Below are 17,570 nucleotides of genomic sequence, written 5' to 3'. Positions count from 1 at the left end.
AGAGATGTGCGGCGCCGCCGGCTGTTCTCGCCGTGCGGATCCGCAGTCCCCGACGGTCGTCGCCGGGGACTGGATCGAAAAATCAGGCGAGCGCCGGATTGATCTGCTTGCAGGCCGCGATCAGACCCTGCACCGAAGCCAGCGACTTGGCGAACTGCTCTTTCTCCGTCGCGTCGAAGGAGACTTCGATGATCTTTTCCACGCCATTGGCGCCGATCAGCGCGGGCACGCCGACATAGGTGTCCGTCACGCCATATTCGCCGTTGAGATAAGCGGCGGCCGGCAGGACGCGCTTCTGATCCTTGAGATAGGATTCGGCCATGGCGATGGCGGAGGCGGCCGGGGCGTAGAAGGCCGAGCCGGTCTTGAGCAGCGCGACGATTTCGCCGCCGCCCTTGCGGGTGCGGTCGACGATCGAGTCGAGCTTTTCCTGGGTCAGCCAGCCGGACTTGACGAGTTCCGGCAGCGGCACGCCGCCGACGGTGGAATAGCGCACCAGCGGCACCATGTCGTCGCCGTGGCCGCCGAGCGTCATTGCGTGGATGTCCTTGACGGACACGCCGGTGGCTTCGGCGAGGAAGTAGCGGAAACGGGCGGAATCGAGCACGCCGGCCATGCCGACGACCTTGTTGGCCGGCAGGCCCGAAGCCTTCTGCAGCGCCCAGACCATGGCGTCGAGCGGGTTGGTGATGCAGATCACGAAGGCGTTCGGGGCGTTCTGCTTGATGCCCTGGCCGACGGCGTCCATCACCTTGAGATTGATGCCGAGCAGGTCGTCGCGGCTCATGCCGGGCTTGCGCGGCACGCCGGCGGTGACGATGATCACGTCGGCGCCTTCGATGGCCTTGTAGTCATTGGCGCCGCAGAGCTTGGCGTCGAAGCCGTCGACCGGCGAGGATTCGGCGATGTCGAGCGCCTTGCCCTGGGGCGTGCCTTCGGCGATGTCGAACAGGACGATGTCGCCAAGCTCCTTGAGGCCGGCGAGATGGGCCAGGGTGCCGCCGATCTGTCCAGCTCCGATCAGTGCAATCTTGTTACGCGCCATGGGTGTGTCCTTGCTTCATGATCCCTGCGCGCCCGCGCGGCAGGGTTGGCCTCAGTGTCGGACAGGGCTTGTGCCTCCAAGCGGCCGGGCTTTCAAGTCGGGAGAAAGGCTAACGGCCGGGGGCGCGCCCGCCGCGGGGCGACAAAAAGCCGCAGATCGAGCTTGGAAGGTGGCTAAGTATCAGGATGTTAGACCGTTTTCGCGGCGGCGGACGGCGGGGCGCGGCAAGTCTATGACAAATAACATTATTTGTCATAAGTCAAAGTCGGGATCGCCATAGACAAGGCTGCGCTGGATCGCGGCGAAGGCCCGGCTGGCGCGAAAATCCAGATCCGGCGTCGGGATGAACCGGTCGAGCGCGATGGAGATCGGCTGAATGAAACGGTGCGCCAGGTCGAACACCAGCGCCATGGCGCGGCGCCTGTCCGCCAGGCGAAACGAGCCGGAATTGATGCCCTCTTCCACGATCGCCTGAATTTCGCCCTGCATCTTGTTGCGGTGCTTGCGCGCGACGACGCGGTTCTTCGCGATGGCGTCGCAGAGCAGGTCGAACAAGGCCGGATCGGCCTCGAGCTTGGCGCGATAGGTCTTCTGGATGGCGGACAGCGCCCGCTCCAGCTTGTCATAGGCAGGGTCCGGCCCCTCCTTGATCACGCGCAACTGGCTTTCCAGCGCCTTCAGCCATTGCTCTGTCACCGCGTCGAACAGGGCGAGCTTGGACGGAAAATACCGATAGACATTGGCGTGCGACATGCCCGCGGCCTCGGCAATGTCGAGGATCGTCGTCCGTTTCGGGCCGAAGCGCCGCAGATGATCGCAGGCGTGTTCAAGAATCCTTTGGTCGGGCGTCGTCTCGGGCGGTCGCGCCGACGCGGACGCGCTCATGTCTCGACCAGACCCGCTGTGTCGCCGCTGATCCCGATGCTGGCGTGCGGCTGCGCCAGATAATCTTTGGAGCGCATTTCGATCAGCCGGGACACGGTGCGCTCGAATTCGAAGGCTTCGCGGCCCTGCGGCGCCCGGTAAAGCTCGTGCGGTTCGGCCGCGGCCGAGGCCAGCAGCTTGACCCGCCGGTCGTAGAGCGCGTCGATCAGATTGATGAAACGCTTGGCCTCGTTGCGCTCGTCCGGCCCGATCACCGGGATGTTGTCCACGATCAGCGTATGGAAACAGTCCGAGATCATGACGAAATCCGCCGCGCCCAACGGCATCTTGCACAGATCGGCGTAATCGAACCGCGCGACATGGCCGGCGGCTTCCGGCACTGCGACCTCACGGCCCAAAATGGGCAGGCGCGTCGCCGCGCCCTTGGCGACGCCGCTCAGGGCGGTAAACGCTTTGGTCAGCGTGGCTTTCGCGTGATCGTCAGGAGGGGTGAGCCAGACGGGCGCGTTCTCCAGCCGCTCCAAGCGAAAATCGCGGGGGGCGTCGAGCTTCATCACGTCCATATTGGCGCGGATCAATTCGATGAAGGGCAGGAACAGCGCGCGATTGAGCCCGTCGCGGTAAAGATCGCCCGGATCGACGTTGGAGGTGGCGACCACGACCACGTTTCGCGCCCAGAGCGCCTGGAACAGCCGGCCCAGGATCATGGCGTCGGCGATGTCGGTCACGGCGAATTCGTCGAAACACAGCAGCGTGGCGTCCCTGGCCAGCGCTTCGGCCACCGGGACGATCGGATCGTCGCCCTTGACCGCGTTGGCTTTCTTCTTCTGGCGCCAGTCGAAAATCCGCCGGTGGGCGTCGGCCATGAAGGCGTGGAAATGGACGCGCCGCTTCGATTCCAGCGGAACCGACTCGAAGAACAGGTCCATCAGCATGGTCTTGCCGCGCCCGACCGAGCCCCAGACATACAGGCCTTTGATCGGCGTCTCCGCGCCGCGGCGCGCGCCGAACAGCCAGCCCAGCGCGCTCGATTTTTTCGCGAGACGCGATTCGACCAGGGCTGCGCGCAAAGCGTCGAGCTTCGCCACGATCAGCGCCTGATGCGCGTCGCGTTCGATGCGGCCCTCCGCAACCAGGGCATTGTAGCGGTCGGCGATCGAGCGAGGAGAGCTTTCCATCGGGTGTGTCCGGCGGCAATGGTTTCGTGTAAAGGCGCAGCCGGAGCGATGACAAGCTCGCCTTTCGCCTAGACGAGAGGAAAAGGTGGGCAATTTGTCACAAATTCCGGCGGCGGCTGAGCCATTCACAGCGTAAGATTAAATCGACTTCGACTTGCATCGGGCCAACCATGACCAAACTTCGCGTCCCCCAGGAATTCGCCGCGCCGGAGGCTGACAAGCGCAAACAGCTGCGTCTTTCGGAGCTTCCCGGCGAAAATGGCGATCTCGCGACGTTGTTGCGCCAGGCGGCCGCGGCGCAGCGGTTGGCGGAGGAGCGCCTGCTCGCCGATCTCGGCGTGACGCCGCCGCAACTGGCGGCGCTGCATCTGCTTGGGGCGAGTCCCGGCTTGCTGGCCGCCGATATCGCGCGGCGCGTCAAGCTGACGCCGCAAACGGTCAGCCTGATCATCGCCAATCTGCGTCGCGCCGGTCTGGTGCGCGAGGAGGACGGCGCCGTCGCCAACGATCTCCGCGCCAATGGCTCCCGGGCGCGGCCGCTGGCGCTGACGCCGCAGGGCGAGACGATCCTGCGGCTGGGCCGGGAGCGGATCGAGGCGGCGTCGGCGCGTCTTGCCGAGGGCATGCGGCCCAAGCGCGAACGCGCCTTGCGGCGCTGGCTCGCCGGCGTGGCGGCCGGCGTCGCCCAGCCCGGCGGACTCGATCCGGACGATTTCTAGAGCGAGTCCGTCACAGCCCGCCCAGCGCCCGGATCGCGTTCCAATGTTCGGCCGAGACCGGCTGAACCGAAAGACGCATGTTGGTGACCAGCGCCATATCGGCGAAGCGCGCGTCGGCCTTGATCTCCTCCAGCGTCACCGGGCGCGGCAGCGGCTCCACCGCGCGCACGTCCACCATGCCGAACTTGCCGCTCTCGTCGGTGGGGTCGGGGTGGAACGTCTTGATGACTTCGACCACCCCCACCACGGCCTTGCCGACGTTGGAGTGGTAGAAGAAGCCGAGATCGCCGGCCTGCATGGCCTGCATCTGCTTCTTCGCCAGATGGTTGCGCACGCCGGTCCAGCCGGTTCCCGCCGCGCCGCAGGCGACCATCTGGTCCCAGGACCACGCGTCGGGCTCGCTCTTGAATAGCCAGAAGGCGCTCATGCCAGGGAGACGCCGACCACGGGCTTGAATGCGCGAAGCTCCACCGACGCGAACAGGTCCGCATGGGCGTAGGGGTCCTGCGCCAGCAGGCTTTTGGCCTCGGCTTCGTCGGCGCAATCGAGAATCAGCATGGAGCCGCACATCTTTCCGCCAGCGTCCAGAAACGGGCCGCCGAGCTTCACCTTGGCGGCGTTGGCGGCGAGAAAACCGAGATGTGCGGTGCGATTTTCGGTCCGTTTGGCCAGCGAATCGGGCTTGTCGAGGCAGATGGCGACGTAATGCATGGGAAAGGCTCTCAAGGGTTCAACATTTAAATGAGCGTCGCCAGATGCTTGCATAACTTGGCCGGCGCATTCAATCCCGTTTGGCCCCCGGCGTGTTGTAAGCGTCGCACATTGGTCCTACTGTTCCAGCGCCTGACGGTGAACGAAAGACTGTGCAGGACCGTTTTATTGCGAGCAGGGAGGATTTCCCGTGAGCATCTTCGGTTCAATCATCAACAAGATTTTTGGTTCGGCCCCGGCGACACCCGCCTCCGCCTCACAGCCCGAACCAGGCGCGGCGAACGCGGCCAACGCCCCTGTCTCTCCGGCCGGGTCCGTCCCGGCCGGGCAAACGCCCGCGGCGGCGACGCCGGCAGCCCATGTCGATATCGCCAAAGTCCTCGACGATCTGAACGACGCCAATCCCGAAACCCTGGACTGGCGCGTCTCCATCGTCGACCTCTTGAAACTGCTCGGTCTCGATTCCAGCCTGGCCGCGCGCAAGCAATTGGCCGCCGAGTTGAAATATGACGGCGATACGGAAGACACCGCCGTCATGAATGTCTGGCTGCACAAGAAGGTGATCGACCTTGTCGCCGCCAATGGCGGCGAGGTTCCGTCCGAACTGCTCAAGCGTTGAGGCGACGCGCCCGGGTTGCGGGCGCGCTATCCCTCGGCCTTGAACGGCCGGCTCATCAGCGCGCCGATGGCGTCGGCGACTGCGGTGCGCTCCTCCAGGATCGCCTGCACCGCTTCCGCGATCGGCATTTCCACGCCGAGGCTGCGCGCCTTGGCGGTGAGAATCGGCGCCGTCCACGCGCCCTCGGTGAGGGCGCCGCGTCCGGCGACTTGCGGCTTTTCGCCTTGTCCGATGGCGAAGCCCAGCGAATAATTGCGCGATTGCGGCGAGGAGCAGGTCAGCGCGAGGTCGCCGAGTCCCGAAAGGCCCATCAGCGTTTCGGTCTTGGCGCCCTGCGCCAGCGCGAATCGCCGGAGTTCCGCGAAGCCGCGCGCCAGCAGCGCGGCATGGGCGCTGGCGCCGAGGCCGCGTCCCATGGTGACGCCGCAGGCGATGGCCAGCACGTTTTTCACGGCGCCGCCGATTTCGACGCCTTTCAGATCGTCCGAGCGGTAAAGCCGGAAATGCGGCGAAGCCAGCCGGTCGCTGAGCATTTCCGCCAGTTCGATGCGGTCGGCCGCCAGCGTGACCGCCGTGGGCAGGCCGCGCCCGACGTCCTCCGCGAAGCTCGGTCCCGACAGAGCGGCGCCCGGCTGATCCGGCAGCACGTCCGCCAGCACCTCGCGCATGTAGAGACCCGTGCCGCGCTCGATGCCCTTGGCGCAGCTCACCACCACGGAGTCCGGCCGCAGCCGGCCTTTCAGAGAAACGCAAACCGAGCGCACCACCTGGGCGGGCGTCACCATCAGAATATGGTCGGCCTCGCGCACGCAATCGAGGTCGTCGGTCGGCTCGATGCAATCGGCCAGCGGCGCGCCGGGCAGGCGCGCCTTGTTTTCGCGGTCCTTGCGCATGTCCGCCGCGAGCCAGGGCTCATGCGCCCAGATCCACACCTTGTCGTGGTTGCGCGCGGCGCTGTTGGCCAGCGCGGTGCCCCAGGCGCCGGCGCCGAGAACGGCGAGAGTCTTCATCGCGCGGCCTCCCGATTGTCGCGCCGCGCCCAGATGCGGTCGAAATGACGGGAGAAGTCCTGCGCCAGTTCGGGACTGTCGATCACCACAATGTCATTGTCCTGCCGGCGCTCGCCGCTCCAGGAGAAATTGGCCGAACCCGTGCGCAGCCAGCGGCCGTCCACGGCGAAAGTTTTCAAATGCATCATGTCGTTCTGCTCGGCCTTGATTCGGGCGCTTACGTTGGGCTGGTTGACCAGAGCTAACATATTTTCATTGCCGGACGCGATGCGACGGAATTGCTCGGGGTCGAGATAAATGCGGATTTTGACGCCGCGCGACGCCGCCTCCGACAGGGCTTCGATGATTTTCCGGTCGCTGAGCACATAGGCGGCCATGTCGATCCGGTCTTTCGCCCGGTTGATGAGGTCGGGATCGATGGCCTCGAACCCGTCGCTCGGACCATAGGCGACCCGGACCGGCGCCGTCACCGGAGATGTGGGCTGCAAAAATGTCTTGGGTGCGGCCAGCGCCACGAGCAAGGCGCCCGCGATCAGGATCGTCTTGCCGCGCATTACGCCTTGCCGTGCCAGCGCGGGTCCTGACGGCTGTCGAGCGGCCAGCGCGGCCGGGCGGCGAAGTCCATGCCGTCGGTCCAGCCGAGACGGAAACGCTCCAGCCCCGCCCAGGCGATCATGGCGCCGTTGTCCGAGCACAGGCCGACCGGCGGCAGCGCCAGCTTCAGCCCGCTTTCAAGGCACAGCCGCGCCAGTCCGCGCCGGATCGGGCCATTGGCGGCGACGCCGCCGGCGGCGACCAGCGCGGTCGGCGGCTTGGGCTGGTCGGCGAGCAGCCGCAGCGCCGCCCGGCAGCGGTCCACCACCACGTCCACGGCGGCGGCCTGGAACGAGGCGCAGAGGTCGGAGACGTCGCCCACCGTAAGCGGCGCGAGCTTTTCCGCCTCCTGCCGCACCGCGGTCTTCAGGCCGGAAAAGGAGAAATCGGGATTGCGCCGCCCCGCCATCGGCCGGGGCAGATCGAAGCGTTCGGGATCGCCCTTTTGCGCGGCCAACTCGACCTTGGGGCCGCCGGGATAGGGCAGGCCCAGCAGTTTGGCCGCCTTGTCGAAGGCTTCGCCCAGGGCGTCGTCCACGGTCGAGCCGAGACGGCGATAGTCGCCGACGCCTTCGACCGAGACCAGTTGGCTGTGCCCGCCGGAGACCAGCAGCAGCAGATAGGGAAAATCGATTCCATCGGTCAGGCGCGGCGTCAGCGCATGGCCTTCGAGGTGGTTGACCGCGACGAACGGCTTGTTGGCGGCCAAGGCGATGGCCTTGCCGGTGGTCAGGCCGACCATCACGCCGCCGATCAGGCCGGGGCCGGCGGCGGCGGCCACGGCGTCGATGTCTTTGAGGCCGCAGCCCGCCTCCTCCAGCGCGCGCCGGATCAGCCGGTCGAGCGCGTCGACATGGGCGCGCGCCGCGATCTCCGGCACGACCCCGCCATAGGCCGCATGTTCGGCGATCTGGCTCAACACGGCGTTGGACAGGATCCGTCCGCGTCCGTCGGAATCGGCTTCCACCACCGCCGCCGCGGTTTCGTCGCAGGTGCTTTCGATGCCGAGCACGCGCAGGCTGGCTTGCATTGACGGCTCCCCTGAACGCGACCAAACGCCACGTTGCAAAAAAAATGGCCAATTACCGAGGCGGCTCCGCTTCCGTCGCCGGACTCTTTTCCCTATAGTCCCGCACCCGAAGAAAAGAAAACCGCAAACAACATTTCTGGAGTTTCGTCTTGACCGTCCGGCTAAAAATCGGGACGCGCGGCAGCCCTCTGGCGCTTGCGCAAGCTTATGAAACCCGCCGGCGTCTCGCCGCGCATTTCAAGACGTCGGAAGACGCGTTCGAGATCTGCATCATCAAGGTGATGGGCGACGAAATTCTGGATCGCGCCTTGAGCGAAGCCGGCGGCAAGGGGCTTTTCACCCGCGAGCTCGATCAGGCTCAGCTCGATAGTCAGGTCGATATCTGCGTTCACTCCGCCAAGGATCTGCCGACCCTTCTGCCGGAGGGTCTGATCGTCGCCGGCTATCTGCCGCGCGAAGACGTCCGCGACGCCTTCATCGGCGGCGCCGCCCCCACTCTGGCTGAACTGCCGCAGGGCGCCCGCGTCGGCTCGGCCTCGCTGCGCCGGCAGGCGATGATTCGCCGCTTGCGTCCCGATCTGCAGATCGAATTGCTGCGCGGCAATGTGCAGACCCGCCTGAACAAGGTCGCCAGCGGCGAATTCGCGGCGACCCTGCTGGCGCTCGCCGGCCTGCGCCGCCTCGGCCTCGCCGACAAGGTGACGTCGATCCTCTCGCTGGACGAGTTCCCGCCGGCTTGCGGCCAGGGCGCCATCGCCATCACCGCGCGTCCGCAGGACAAGCAGCTGCTGGCCGACGTCGCCGCCATCTGCGATCCCGCGACCGGATACGCCCTGACGGCCGAGCGCGCGTTCCTGCATGTGCTCGACGGCTCCTGCCGCACGCCCATCGCGGGCCACGCCACGGTTTCGGGCGATCAGCTCAAGTTCTACGGTCTCGTCCTGCGCAAGGACGGCTCGCAGGCTTTTGACGCGCGAATCGAGGGGCCGGTGTCCGAGGCGGCTTCCCTTGGCGAGCAGGCGGCGCGAAAAATCCTCGCCGACGCGCCGAGCGACATTCTGGCGTTCTGACCCATGCGGCTGCTGGTGACGCGTCCCGTTGACGAGGCGGCGCGCACCGCCGCAAGGTTGACGGCGCTGGGCCATGAACCGGTGCTCGCGCCGGTTCTCGACATCGCTCCGACCGGCGCCGTCGCGCCGGCGGGTCCGTTCGATTTGGTGATCGCGACCAGCGCCCGCGCGCTGCTGCCGTCCTATACGGTCGAGGCGCCGCTGGTCTGCGTGGGGGAAAAGACGGCGGCCGCCGGACGGCGCGCCGGTTTCTCCGTCGCGGCGACGGCGCCCGACGCCGAACGGTTGGCGGACGCCCTTCTGAAGGACGCTTCGCCCAGGACGGCGCTTTATCTCGCCGGGCAAGAGCGCCGCGCCGATCTTGAAACCCGGTTGCGCGCGGCGGGATGGCGCGTCGATCTTGTCGAAGTCTACGCCGCGCGCCCGGTTGCGGCCTGGCCCCGCGACATTATGTCCGCGCTCGCAGAAGGTGGAATCGACGGGATCCTGCACTATTCTCCGCGCAGCGCCGAATTGGCCGCAAAACTGACCGGCGAGATGTGGCCGCGCCTCGCGCATTTTTGCCTGTCGCCCGCCGTCGCGCGGATTTGCGCGCGTTGCGCCGGCGCAATAACCATTTTCACCGCTTCTCAACCGACCGAAGAATGTTTAATGACCTTGATTGGCGAACATCGCGCCTCATTGGGGGTCAAGACGACATGAAAATCCTGGTGGTCGCAGCCGTCGCCTGCGGTTTCTCCCTCGCTCCGGCGGCGGCCCAGGCGCCGGCGAATCCGTTGGGCTTGTGGCGGGTGGCGGACGGGTCCGCGATCATTCGCATCAAGGCGTGCGGCAAGGCGGTTTGCGGCTATGTCGCCGCCGCCCCGGCGCCGGCCGCGGGCGCGAAATCGGTGGTCGGCACCAAGATTTTGCTGGGCCTGCGCCAGGAGGGCGAGATTTGGCGCGGCGCGATTTTCAACATCGACGACGGCAAGACCTATCACGGCGAAATCTCGTTGAACGGAGACCGTCTCAAGGTCAAGGGCTGCCTGCCGAACGGTTTCTGCGGCGGCGAGACTTGGCGGCGCGAATGAAATCTTGGAGCGAGGCGCCAATGCCTTCGCGTTGACAAGCCGGCGCCCCGCTCTTATTCCTCCGGCGCGCGAAATTTTCGCTGTTTACCGTCCGAAGCGCCTGCTTTGAAGCGTCGCATGGCTGTGCAATCGGGCGGCGCTCCTTGTGCTTTGCGGAGCGCTGCCCACATTGGGGCGAGCCTGACAGGCGTCGTATGAAGGATCGTTGGAATGTTCGGAAGCCTGGCCAAAAAAATCTTCGGCACCGCCAACGACCGCCGTTTGAAAAGCTACAAGCCGAGGGTTGCGGAGATCAATGCGCTCGAGCCGGAGGTCGCGGCTTTGTCGGACGAGGCGCTGCGCGCCCGCACCGATGAATTCCGCGCCCAGCTCGCCAACGGCGCCAAGCTCGACGATTTGCTGGTTCCCGCCTTCGCCACCGTCCGCGAGGCGGCCAAGCGCTCGCTGGGACAACGCCATTTCGACGTGCAGCTGATCGGCGGCATGGTGCTGCACGAAGGCGCCATCGCCGAAATGAAGACCGGCGAGGGCAAGACGCTGGTCGCGACGCTGGCCTGCTATCTCAACGCCCTTGACGGCAAGGGCGTGCATGTCGTGACCGTCAACGACTATCTCGCCCGCCGCGACGCGGAAAACATGGGCCGCGTCTACAATTTCCTCGGCCTGAGCGTCGGCGTCATCGTCCATGGCCTGAGCGACAGCGAACGCGCCCAGGCCTACGCCGCCGACATCACCTATGGCACGAACAACGAGTTCGGCTTCGACTATCTGCGCGACAACATGAAATATGAGCTGAACCAGATGGTTCAGCGCGGCCATGTCTTCGCCATCGTCGACGAGGTCGATTCGATCCTGATCGACGAGGCGCGCACGCCGCTGATCATTTCAGGCCCTTCCGAAGACAGGTCCGATCTCTACACCGCCATCGACAAGCTCATCCCCAATCTGACCGATGGCGATTTCGAGCTGGACGAGAAGCAGCGCGCCGTGTCCCTCACCGAACAGGGCAACGAGCATGTCGAGGAGCTTCTGCGCGGCGCGGGACTGCTGACCGAGGGGTCGCTTTACGAAGCCGCCAATGTGACGCTCGTCCACCACGTCAATCAGGCCTTGCGCGCCCATAAACTGTTCGCGTGCGACAAGGACTATATCGTCCGCAACGGCGAAGTCGTCATCATCGACGAATTCACGGGACGCATGATGCCGGGCCGCCGCTATTCCGAAGGCCAGCACCAGGCGCTGGAAGCCAAGGAAAACGTCACGGTCCAACCCGAAAACGTCACGCTCGCCACCGTCACCTTCCAGAATTACTTCCGTCTATACAAAAAACTCGCCGGCATGACCGGCACGGCCTCGACCGAGGCCAATGAATTCGCCGAAATCTATCGTCTCGACGTGGTGGAGATCCCCACCAATGTCGCGGTGGCGCGCATCGACGCTGACGACGAAGTGTATCGGTCGCAGGAAGAGAAGCTCAACGCGATCATCGCCGAAATCGAGGACGCCAACGCCAAGGCGCAGCCGCTGCTGGTCGGCACCACCTCGATCGAAAAGTCGGAACAGCTGGCCGACCGGCTCAAGGCGCGCGGCTACAAGGTGATCGACTTCGGCGCGCCCGGCGCGCTCGACAAGCTTTATCAAGGCGCGCGCTCCGGCAAGCCCTCGAAGAATTTCGCGGTTCTGAACGCCCGCTTCCATGAGCAGGAAGCCTATATCGTGGCGGAGGCCGGCGTGCCCGGCGCCATCACCATCGCGACCAATATGGCGGGTCGCGGCACCGACATTCAGCTCGGCGGCAATATGGACATGCGCCTGCGCCTGGAATGCGCCGGGCTTGAAGGCGAGGCGCGCGCGGCGAAGGAAAAGGCGCTTCGCGCCGAAATCGCCGATTTCAAGCAGAAAGCCATCGCCGCCGGCGGTCTCTATATCGTCGGCACCGAGCGCCACGAGAGCCGCCGCATCGACAACCAGCTGCGCGGGCGCTCCGGCCGCCAGGGCGACCCCGGCAAGTCGAAATTCTTCCTGTCGCTGCAGGACGACCTGATGCGGATTTTCGGCTCCGACCGCATGGAGACCATGCTGGTCAAGCTGGGACTCAAGGAAGGCGAGGCCATCGTCCACCCCTGGATCAACAAGGCGCTGGAAAAGGCGCAGCAGAAGGTGGAAGCGCGCAATTTCGACATGCGCAAGAACGTGCTGAAGTTCGACAACGTCATGAACGACCAGCGCAAAGTCGTGTTCGAACAGCGCCGCGACATGATGGCCCAGGAGTCCATCGAGGACATCATCGCCGAGATGCGCGACGGCGTGGTGGAAGACCTCGTCAGCGAGCACGTGCCGCATGACGCCTATCCCGAGGCCTGGGACATCGCCGGGCTCGACGCGGCGGTGAAGGCGCAGCTCAATCTGGAGCTGCCGCTGGCCGACTGGGCCAAGGAAGAGGGCATCGCCGACGAGGAGTTGCGCGAGCGCATCGAAAAGGCGGCCGAAGAAGCTTACGCCGCGCGCGAGCAGAAAAATTCGACCGCGCTGACCCGCTATGTCGAGAAGCAGGTGCTGCTGCAGACGCTCGACCATTTGTGGCGCGAGCATCTCGTCGTGCTCGACCATTTGCGGCAGGTGATCGGCTGGCGCGGCATGGCCCAGCGCGACCCGCTCAACGAATACAAGTCCGAGGCGTTCGATCTGTTCGACGGCTTGATCACCAAGCTGCGCGAAGTCGTGACGGCGCAGCTCATGCGCGTCGAAGTCAGCGTGGAGCCGCCGCCCGGCCTGACGCCGCCGCCGATGTTCGGGTCGCATGTCGACCCGGCGACCGGCGAGGACGAGGAAGCGCTCGCCGGCATCAACGCCGCCATCGCCTCCGGCGAATTCACGCCCGTCGCGCTGGCCGGCGAGGAGCCCGCTGCGCCGCGCGATCCGAACAACCCGGACAGCTGGGGCCGCGTCGGCCGCAACGAGGCTTGCCCCTGCGGTTCGGGCAAAAAGTACAAGCATTGTCACGGCGCCGTCGCGTGAGCGGCGCCGGCGGCTGAACCGCCGCGGAGCGGACCATGGACCGCGCGCGAGCGCATGAAGCCGGGGACTGCGCGCGAGGCCCTGAGCCTTGCGCTGTCGCCGAAGTCCTGGTCCCCGTCGCCGTCGATCAGACCTATTCTTACGCCATTCCGCCGGAGGTCCGCGTGGCCCCCGGCGATTTCGTCGCGGTGCCGCTCGGCGCGCGCAAGACTTACGGCGTCGTCTGGGGGCTGGGCGCCGGCTCCGGCGCCAATCTGAAACGCATCGAATCGCGCCTCGATTTCCCGCCGCTGCCGGAAAAACTGCGCGACTTTCTCGACTGGGTGGCGACCTGGACCGTCGCGCCGCGCGGCATGGCGCTGCGCATGGCCGCCCATGCGGCGGTCGAGGCCGGGGCCGAGCCGGTGCGAATCGGCCTGCGCGCCACCGGCGCGGCGCCGGCGCGGCTGACCGAGGCGCGGCGGCGCGCCCTGGCGTCGCTGCCGGCCGACGCGCCCGTCAGCAAGGCGGAGCTGGCGCGGCTGGCCGGCGTCTCGGCCAGCGTGATCGACGCCCTGATCGACGACGGCGCGCTGGAGCCGGTGGCGCTGGGGCCGGAAAAGACCGCAGCGCCCGATCCCGATTTTTATCGCGCCGGCCTGTCCGACGCCCAGGAGCAAGCGGCGGCCGCGCTGCGCGAGGCGGCGCGCCAACATGAATTCAAGCCTATCCTGCTGGAGGGCGTGACCGGTTCGGGCAAGACCGAAGTCTATTTCGAGGCGGTGGCCGAAGCCATCGCCGCTGGCGGGCAGGTGCTGATCCTGATGCCGGAAATCGCGCTGACGTCGCAATTCCGCGACCGGTTCGCCCGGCGCTTCGGCGTTCCTCCCGCCGAATGGCATTCGGAACTGACGCCGCGCCGCCGCGCCCGCGTCTGGCGCGCGGCGGCGGAGGGCGAGGCCAAGGTCGTCGCCGGCGCGCGCTCGGCCCTGTTCCTGCCGTTCCAGAACTTGCGCCTGATCGTGGTCGATGAGGAGCACGAAGCCGCCTACAAGCAGGAGGAAGGGGTCATCTACCACGCCCGCGACATGGCGGTGGTGCGGGCGCGAATCGAGCGCTGCGCCGTCGTGCTCGCTTCGGCGACCCCGTCGATCGAGACGCGCGAGAATGCGCGCCAGGGCCGATACGGCTATTTGCGCCTGGCAAGCCGTTTCGCCGGCCGGCAGATGCCCGCTCTCAAGGCGATCGACCTGCGCCAGCATGGCGCGGCGCGGGGCAAGTGGATTTCGCCCCCGCTGGAAGAGGCGCTGAAGCACAATCTCGCCCAGGGCGAACAATCCCTGCTGTTCCTCAACCGGCGCGGATACGCCCCGTTAACCCTGTGCCGCGCCTGCGGCCATAAATTCGAGTGCCCGAATTGCTCGGCCTGGCTGGTCGAACATCGGTTTCGCCGGGCGCTGGTCTGCCATCATTGCGGCCATGTCGAGCGCCGACCCGACGTTTGCCCGGCTTGCGGGCAGGCTGACACCCTCTCGGCCTGCGGGCCGGGCGTCGAACGGCTGGCCGAGGAGGCGGCGGCGCTGGCGCCCGAGGCGCGCCTGCTGGTGTTGTCGTCCGACATGCCCGGCGGGACCGAACGGATGCGCGCGGAATTGCAGGCGATAGCGGAACAGAAATTCGATCTGGTGATCGGGACGCAGCTCGTCGCGAAGGGCCATAATTTTCCGCATCTGACGCTGGTGGGCGTGGTCGACGCCGACATCGGCCTGTCCAACGGCGATCCGCGCGCGGCCGAGCGCACGTTTCAGCTCCTCAACCAGGTGGCGGGGCGCGCCGGGCGCGGCGAGAAGCCGGGCCGCGCCTTGCTCCAGACCTGGCAGCCCGACCATCCCGTTCTGCGCGCGCTGCTGTCGGGCGATTTCGAGCGTTTTTACGCGGAGGAGACCGATGCGCGCCGCCTCGCGCGCCTTCCCCCGTTCGGGCGGCTCGCCGGCGTCGTCGTTTCCGGCTCCGACCGCGCCGCCGCCGAAGTGTTCGCCCGCGCCCTGGCGCGGGCGGCGATCCGGCCGCCTGAAGGCGGCGGATGGAGCGTGGCCGCGCCGGGCGCCTTCCCCGGGCCGGACGATGTCGCCGTCTACGGTCCCGTGGAAGCGCCCATCGCGATGGTTCGCGGAAAGTATCGTTTCCGTCTGCTGATAAAAGCGCCACGCAAGGCGAATATTCAGGCGTTCCTGCGCGCCATGCGCGCGCGCGGCCCCAAGCCGGTCAAAGATTTGAAGGTCAGTCTCGACGTTGACCCACAAAGCTTTCTCTGAAGCTCAGGTCGTCATTTGGTAGCAGGCTGCGAATTTGCTTGGCGTCGCAGGGTTGCGCCGCAGGGCGCCCTATGTTACGTGAGCGCCGCCTTTCGGTTGGAGCGCCTTGGGTCATCCAGCCGTCTCCAGACAGGATTGTCCGCTGCAGCGCCGCCCAGGCGCGGCGGGCTTATGTCAGACTTTCATAAAGGGGGCCTTTCCGCGTGGCTGAAGTCGAAGACTCCGTTAATCCGACGTCCGGCGTTGCGGAACGCTATGCCCAGGCCCTCTACAAGTTGGCTCAGGAACGGAACGTCACCAGCGCCGTCGCCGAAGCGCTTGGCGATTTTGGCGCCATGATCGAACAATCGTCCGATCTGAAGCGCTTTGTCGCCAGCCCGGTTTTCTCCGCCGAAGACCAGTTGAAGGCGATCACCGCGCTGCTCAACCAGTTCGGTTATGGCGACATCACCGCCAATTTCATCAAGCTCGTGGCGTCCAAGCGCCGCCTGTTCGTCCTGCCTGAAATGATTCGCGCTTATCTCGCGCTGAACGACAAGGCCAAGGGCGTCACCCGGGCGCAGGTCACCGTCGCGGCGCCGCTCTCGGCCGACCGTTCCGCCGCGCTCGAAGCCGCGCTGCGTCAGGTCGCCGGCGGCCAGTCCGTGAAAGTCAACGTCAAGGTCGATCCCTCGATCATTGGCGGCATCGTCGTCAAGCTTGGCTCTCGCATGGTCGACGCCTCGCTCAAAACCAAGCTCAATTTGCTCCGCACACGTATGAAAGAGGTCGGCTGATGGATATCCGCGCCGCAGAAATCTCTGCGATCCTCAAGAATGAGATCGCGAATTTCGGGAATGAAGCCCAGATCACCGAAGTCGGCCAGGTTCTGTCCGTCGGCGACGGCATCGCTCGCGTCTACGGCCTCGACAACGTCCAGGCGGGCGAGATGGTCGAGTTCGAGAACGGCATCCGCGGCATGGCGCTGAACCTCGAAGCCGACAATGTCGGCGTCGTGATCTTCGGTTCCGACCGCGAGATCAAGGAAGGCCAGACCGTCAAGCGCACCGGCGCCATCGTGGACGTTCCCGTCGGCAAGGGCCTGCTCGGCCGCGTCGTCGACGCGCTCGGCAATCCGATCGACGGCAAGGGCCCGATCGTCGCCGAGAAGCGCGCCCGCGTGGACGTCAAGGCTCCCGGCATCATTCCGCGCAAGTCGGTGCATGAGCCGATGGCGACCGGCCTCAAGGCCATCGACGCGCTGATCCCGATCGGCCGCGGCCAGCGCGAGCTGATCATCGGCGACCGCCAGACCGGCAAGACCGCCGTCGCGCTCGACTCGATTCTCAACCAGAAGCCGCTGAACCAGGGCACGGACGAGAGCGCCAAGCTCTATTGCGTCTATGTCGCCGTCGGCCAGAAGCGCTCCACCGTCGCCCAGTTCGTGAAGGTGCTGGAAGAGCAGGGCGCGATGGAATATTCCATCGTCGTCGCCGCCACCGCTTCGGACCCGGCGCCGATGCAGTTCCTGGCGCCGTTCGCCGGCGCGGCCATGGGCGAGTATTTCCGCGACAACGGCATGCACGCGCTGATCGTTTATGACGATCTGACCAAGCAGGCCGTCGCCTATCGCCAGATGTCGCTGCTGCTGCGCCGCCCGCCGGGCCGCGAAGCCTATCCCGGCGACGTGTTCTACCTGCACAGCCGCCTGCTCGAGCGCGCCGCCAAGCTGAACGACGCCAACGGCGCCGGCTCGATGACCGCTCTGCCGGTGATCGAAACCCAGGCCAACGACGTGTCGGCCTACATCCCGACCAACGTGATCTCGATCACCGACGGCCAGATCTTCCTCGAAACCGATCTGTTCTATCAGGGCATCCGCCCGGCGGTGAACGTCGGCCTGTCCGTGTCGCGCGTCGGTTCGTCGGCGCAGACCAAGGCGATGAAGAAGGTCGCGGGCAAGATCAAGGGCGAGCTCGCCCAGTATCGCGAAATGGCCGCCTTCGCCCAGTTCGGCTCCGATCTGGACGCCACCACCCAGCGTCTGCTGAACCGTGGCGCGCGCCTGACCGAGCTGCTGAAGCAGGCGCAGTTCGCGCCGCTGAAGATGGAAGAGCAGGTTTCGGTGATCTACGCCGGCGTCAACGGCTATCTCGACGGCCTCCCGGTCGCCCGCATCAAGGCTTATGAGGAGGGCCTCCTCAACCTGCTGCGCACCAGCCACGGCGAAATCCTCGATGCGATCCGCTCCTCGAAGGACCTCAAGGACGATGTCGCCGACAAGCTGAAGTCGGTGATCGAGGGCTACACCAAGTCCTTCGCCTGAATCCGAACCGGACCCGTCC

Annotated in this window: 17 protein-coding genes; 9 read left to right on the top strand and 8 right to left on the bottom strand. The window is 66.2% G+C overall.

Features of this window, described 5'->3' with window-relative positions; genetic code table 11:
- Positions 1-82: 82 nt before the first annotated feature.
- The 3 genes from mdh to zapE form a co-directional block, all read right to left on the bottom strand.
- Positions 83-1,045, bottom strand: a complete 963-nt coding sequence (gene mdh / locus CFB24_RS12590) for a malate dehydrogenase (protein WP_088520960.1) — start codon at positions 1,043-1,045, stop codon at positions 83-85.
- A gap of 252 nt (positions 1,046-1,297) precedes the next feature.
- Positions 1,298-1,930: a TetR/AcrR family transcriptional regulator gene (locus CFB24_RS12585; RefSeq protein ID WP_088520959.1), complete on the bottom strand. Its 633-nt coding sequence runs from the start codon at positions 1,928-1,930 to the stop codon at positions 1,298-1,300.
- Positions 1,927-3,108, bottom strand: a complete 1,182-nt coding sequence (gene zapE / locus CFB24_RS12580; RefSeq protein ID WP_088520958.1) for a cell division protein ZapE — start codon at positions 3,106-3,108, stop codon at positions 1,927-1,929. Before zapE ends, CFB24_RS12585 begins: the two co-directional genes overlap by 4 nt.
- Positions 3,109-3,278: 170 nt before the next feature.
- Here zapE and CFB24_RS12575 point away from each other — a divergent pair, with 170 nt between their 5' ends.
- Positions 3,279-3,827: a MarR family winged helix-turn-helix transcriptional regulator gene (locus tag CFB24_RS12575; RefSeq protein ID WP_088520957.1), complete on the top strand. Its 549-nt coding sequence runs from the start codon at positions 3,279-3,281 to the stop codon at positions 3,825-3,827.
- Between the two features lie 10 nt (positions 3,828-3,837).
- Here the strand turns inward: CFB24_RS12575 and CFB24_RS12570 are convergent, their stop codons facing one another.
- Positions 3,838-4,254, bottom strand: a complete 417-nt coding sequence (locus tag CFB24_RS12570; RefSeq protein WP_088520956.1) for an EVE domain-containing protein — start codon at positions 4,252-4,254, stop codon at positions 3,838-3,840.
- Complete coding sequence (locus CFB24_RS12565) at positions 4,251-4,538, bottom strand: YciI family protein (protein ID WP_088520955.1); 288 nt, start codon at positions 4,536-4,538, stop codon at positions 4,251-4,253. The genes CFB24_RS12570 and CFB24_RS12565 overlap by 4 nt, the downstream gene beginning before the upstream one ends.
- A gap of 190 nt (positions 4,539-4,728) precedes the next feature.
- Here CFB24_RS12565 and CFB24_RS12560 point away from each other — a divergent pair, with 190 nt between their 5' ends.
- Positions 4,729-5,157 carry a DUF3597 domain-containing protein gene (locus tag CFB24_RS12560; protein ID WP_088520954.1) on the top strand — a complete coding sequence of 143 codons (429 nt, stop codon included), beginning with the start codon at positions 4,729-4,731 and terminating at the stop codon, positions 5,155-5,157.
- Between the two features lie 26 nt (positions 5,158-5,183).
- Here CFB24_RS12560 and CFB24_RS12555 read toward each other — a convergent pair whose 3' ends face one another.
- Genes CFB24_RS12555 through tsaD form a run of 3 tightly spaced genes read right to left on the bottom strand, consistent with a single transcriptional unit; the run spans position 5,184 to position 7,791 of the window.
- The gene (locus tag CFB24_RS12555) at positions 5,184-6,167 is read right to left on the bottom strand and encodes an NAD(P)H-dependent glycerol-3-phosphate dehydrogenase (protein WP_088520953.1); all 984 of its coding nucleotides are present in this window, start codon (positions 6,165-6,167) and stop codon (positions 5,184-5,186) included.
- Positions 6,164-6,721, bottom strand: a complete 558-nt coding sequence (locus tag CFB24_RS12550; RefSeq protein WP_088520952.1) for a phospholipase D-like domain-containing protein — start codon at positions 6,719-6,721, stop codon at positions 6,164-6,166. Before CFB24_RS12550 ends, CFB24_RS12555 begins: the two co-directional genes overlap by 4 nt.
- On the bottom strand, positions 6,721-7,791 hold the full coding sequence (gene tsaD / locus CFB24_RS12545) for a tRNA (adenosine(37)-N6)-threonylcarbamoyltransferase complex transferase subunit TsaD (protein ID WP_088520951.1): 1,071 nt from the start codon (positions 7,789-7,791) through the stop codon (positions 6,721-6,723). The genes CFB24_RS12550 and tsaD overlap by 1 nt, the downstream gene beginning before the upstream one ends.
- 149 nt (positions 7,792-7,940) lie before the next feature.
- Here tsaD and hemC point away from each other — a divergent pair, with 149 nt between their 5' ends.
- The 7 genes from hemC (at position 7,941) to atpA (ending at position 17,551) form a co-directional block, all read left to right on the top strand.
- Entirely contained in the window at positions 7,941-8,861 is a 921-nt protein-coding gene (hemC, locus tag CFB24_RS12540; protein WP_088520950.1) for a hydroxymethylbilane synthase, read from the top strand.
- Between the two features lie 3 nt (positions 8,862-8,864).
- Positions 8,865-9,563, top strand: coding sequence for a uroporphyrinogen-III synthase (locus CFB24_RS12535; protein WP_088520949.1), 699 nt, complete (start codon positions 8,865-8,867; stop codon positions 9,561-9,563).
- Positions 9,560-9,934, top strand: a complete 375-nt coding sequence (locus CFB24_RS12530; RefSeq protein WP_158255192.1) for a DUF2147 domain-containing protein — start codon at positions 9,560-9,562, stop codon at positions 9,932-9,934. Before CFB24_RS12535 ends, CFB24_RS12530 begins: the two co-directional genes overlap by 4 nt.
- Positions 9,935-10,144: 210 nt before the next feature.
- A complete protein-coding gene (secA, locus tag CFB24_RS12525) occupies positions 10,145-12,952 on the top strand; it encodes a preprotein translocase subunit SecA (protein ID WP_088520947.1) in 2,808 nt (935 codons plus the stop codon).
- 35 nt (positions 12,953-12,987) lie between these two features.
- Entirely contained in the window at positions 12,988-15,246 is a 2,259-nt protein-coding gene (locus CFB24_RS12520; protein ID WP_088520946.1) for a primosomal protein N', read from the top strand.
- A gap of 203 nt (positions 15,247-15,449) precedes the next feature.
- Positions 15,450-16,022, top strand: a complete 573-nt coding sequence (locus CFB24_RS12515) for a F0F1 ATP synthase subunit delta (protein WP_088520945.1) — start codon at positions 15,450-15,452, stop codon at positions 16,020-16,022.
- Positions 16,022-17,551: a F0F1 ATP synthase subunit alpha gene (gene atpA, locus CFB24_RS12510; protein ID WP_088520944.1), complete on the top strand. Its 1,530-nt coding sequence runs from the start codon at positions 16,022-16,024 to the stop codon at positions 17,549-17,551. The genes CFB24_RS12515 and atpA overlap by 1 nt, the downstream gene beginning before the upstream one ends.
- Positions 17,552-17,570: the final 19 nt, after the last annotated feature.

Source organism: Rhodoblastus acidophilus, from assembly GCF_900187365.1.
GTDB classification, from domain to species: Bacteria; Pseudomonadota; Alphaproteobacteria; order Rhizobiales; family Beijerinckiaceae; genus Rhodoblastus; species Rhodoblastus acidophilus.
Note: the sequence above shows the minus strand (reverse complement) of the source record. Positions and strands in the feature narration are given on the sequence as shown.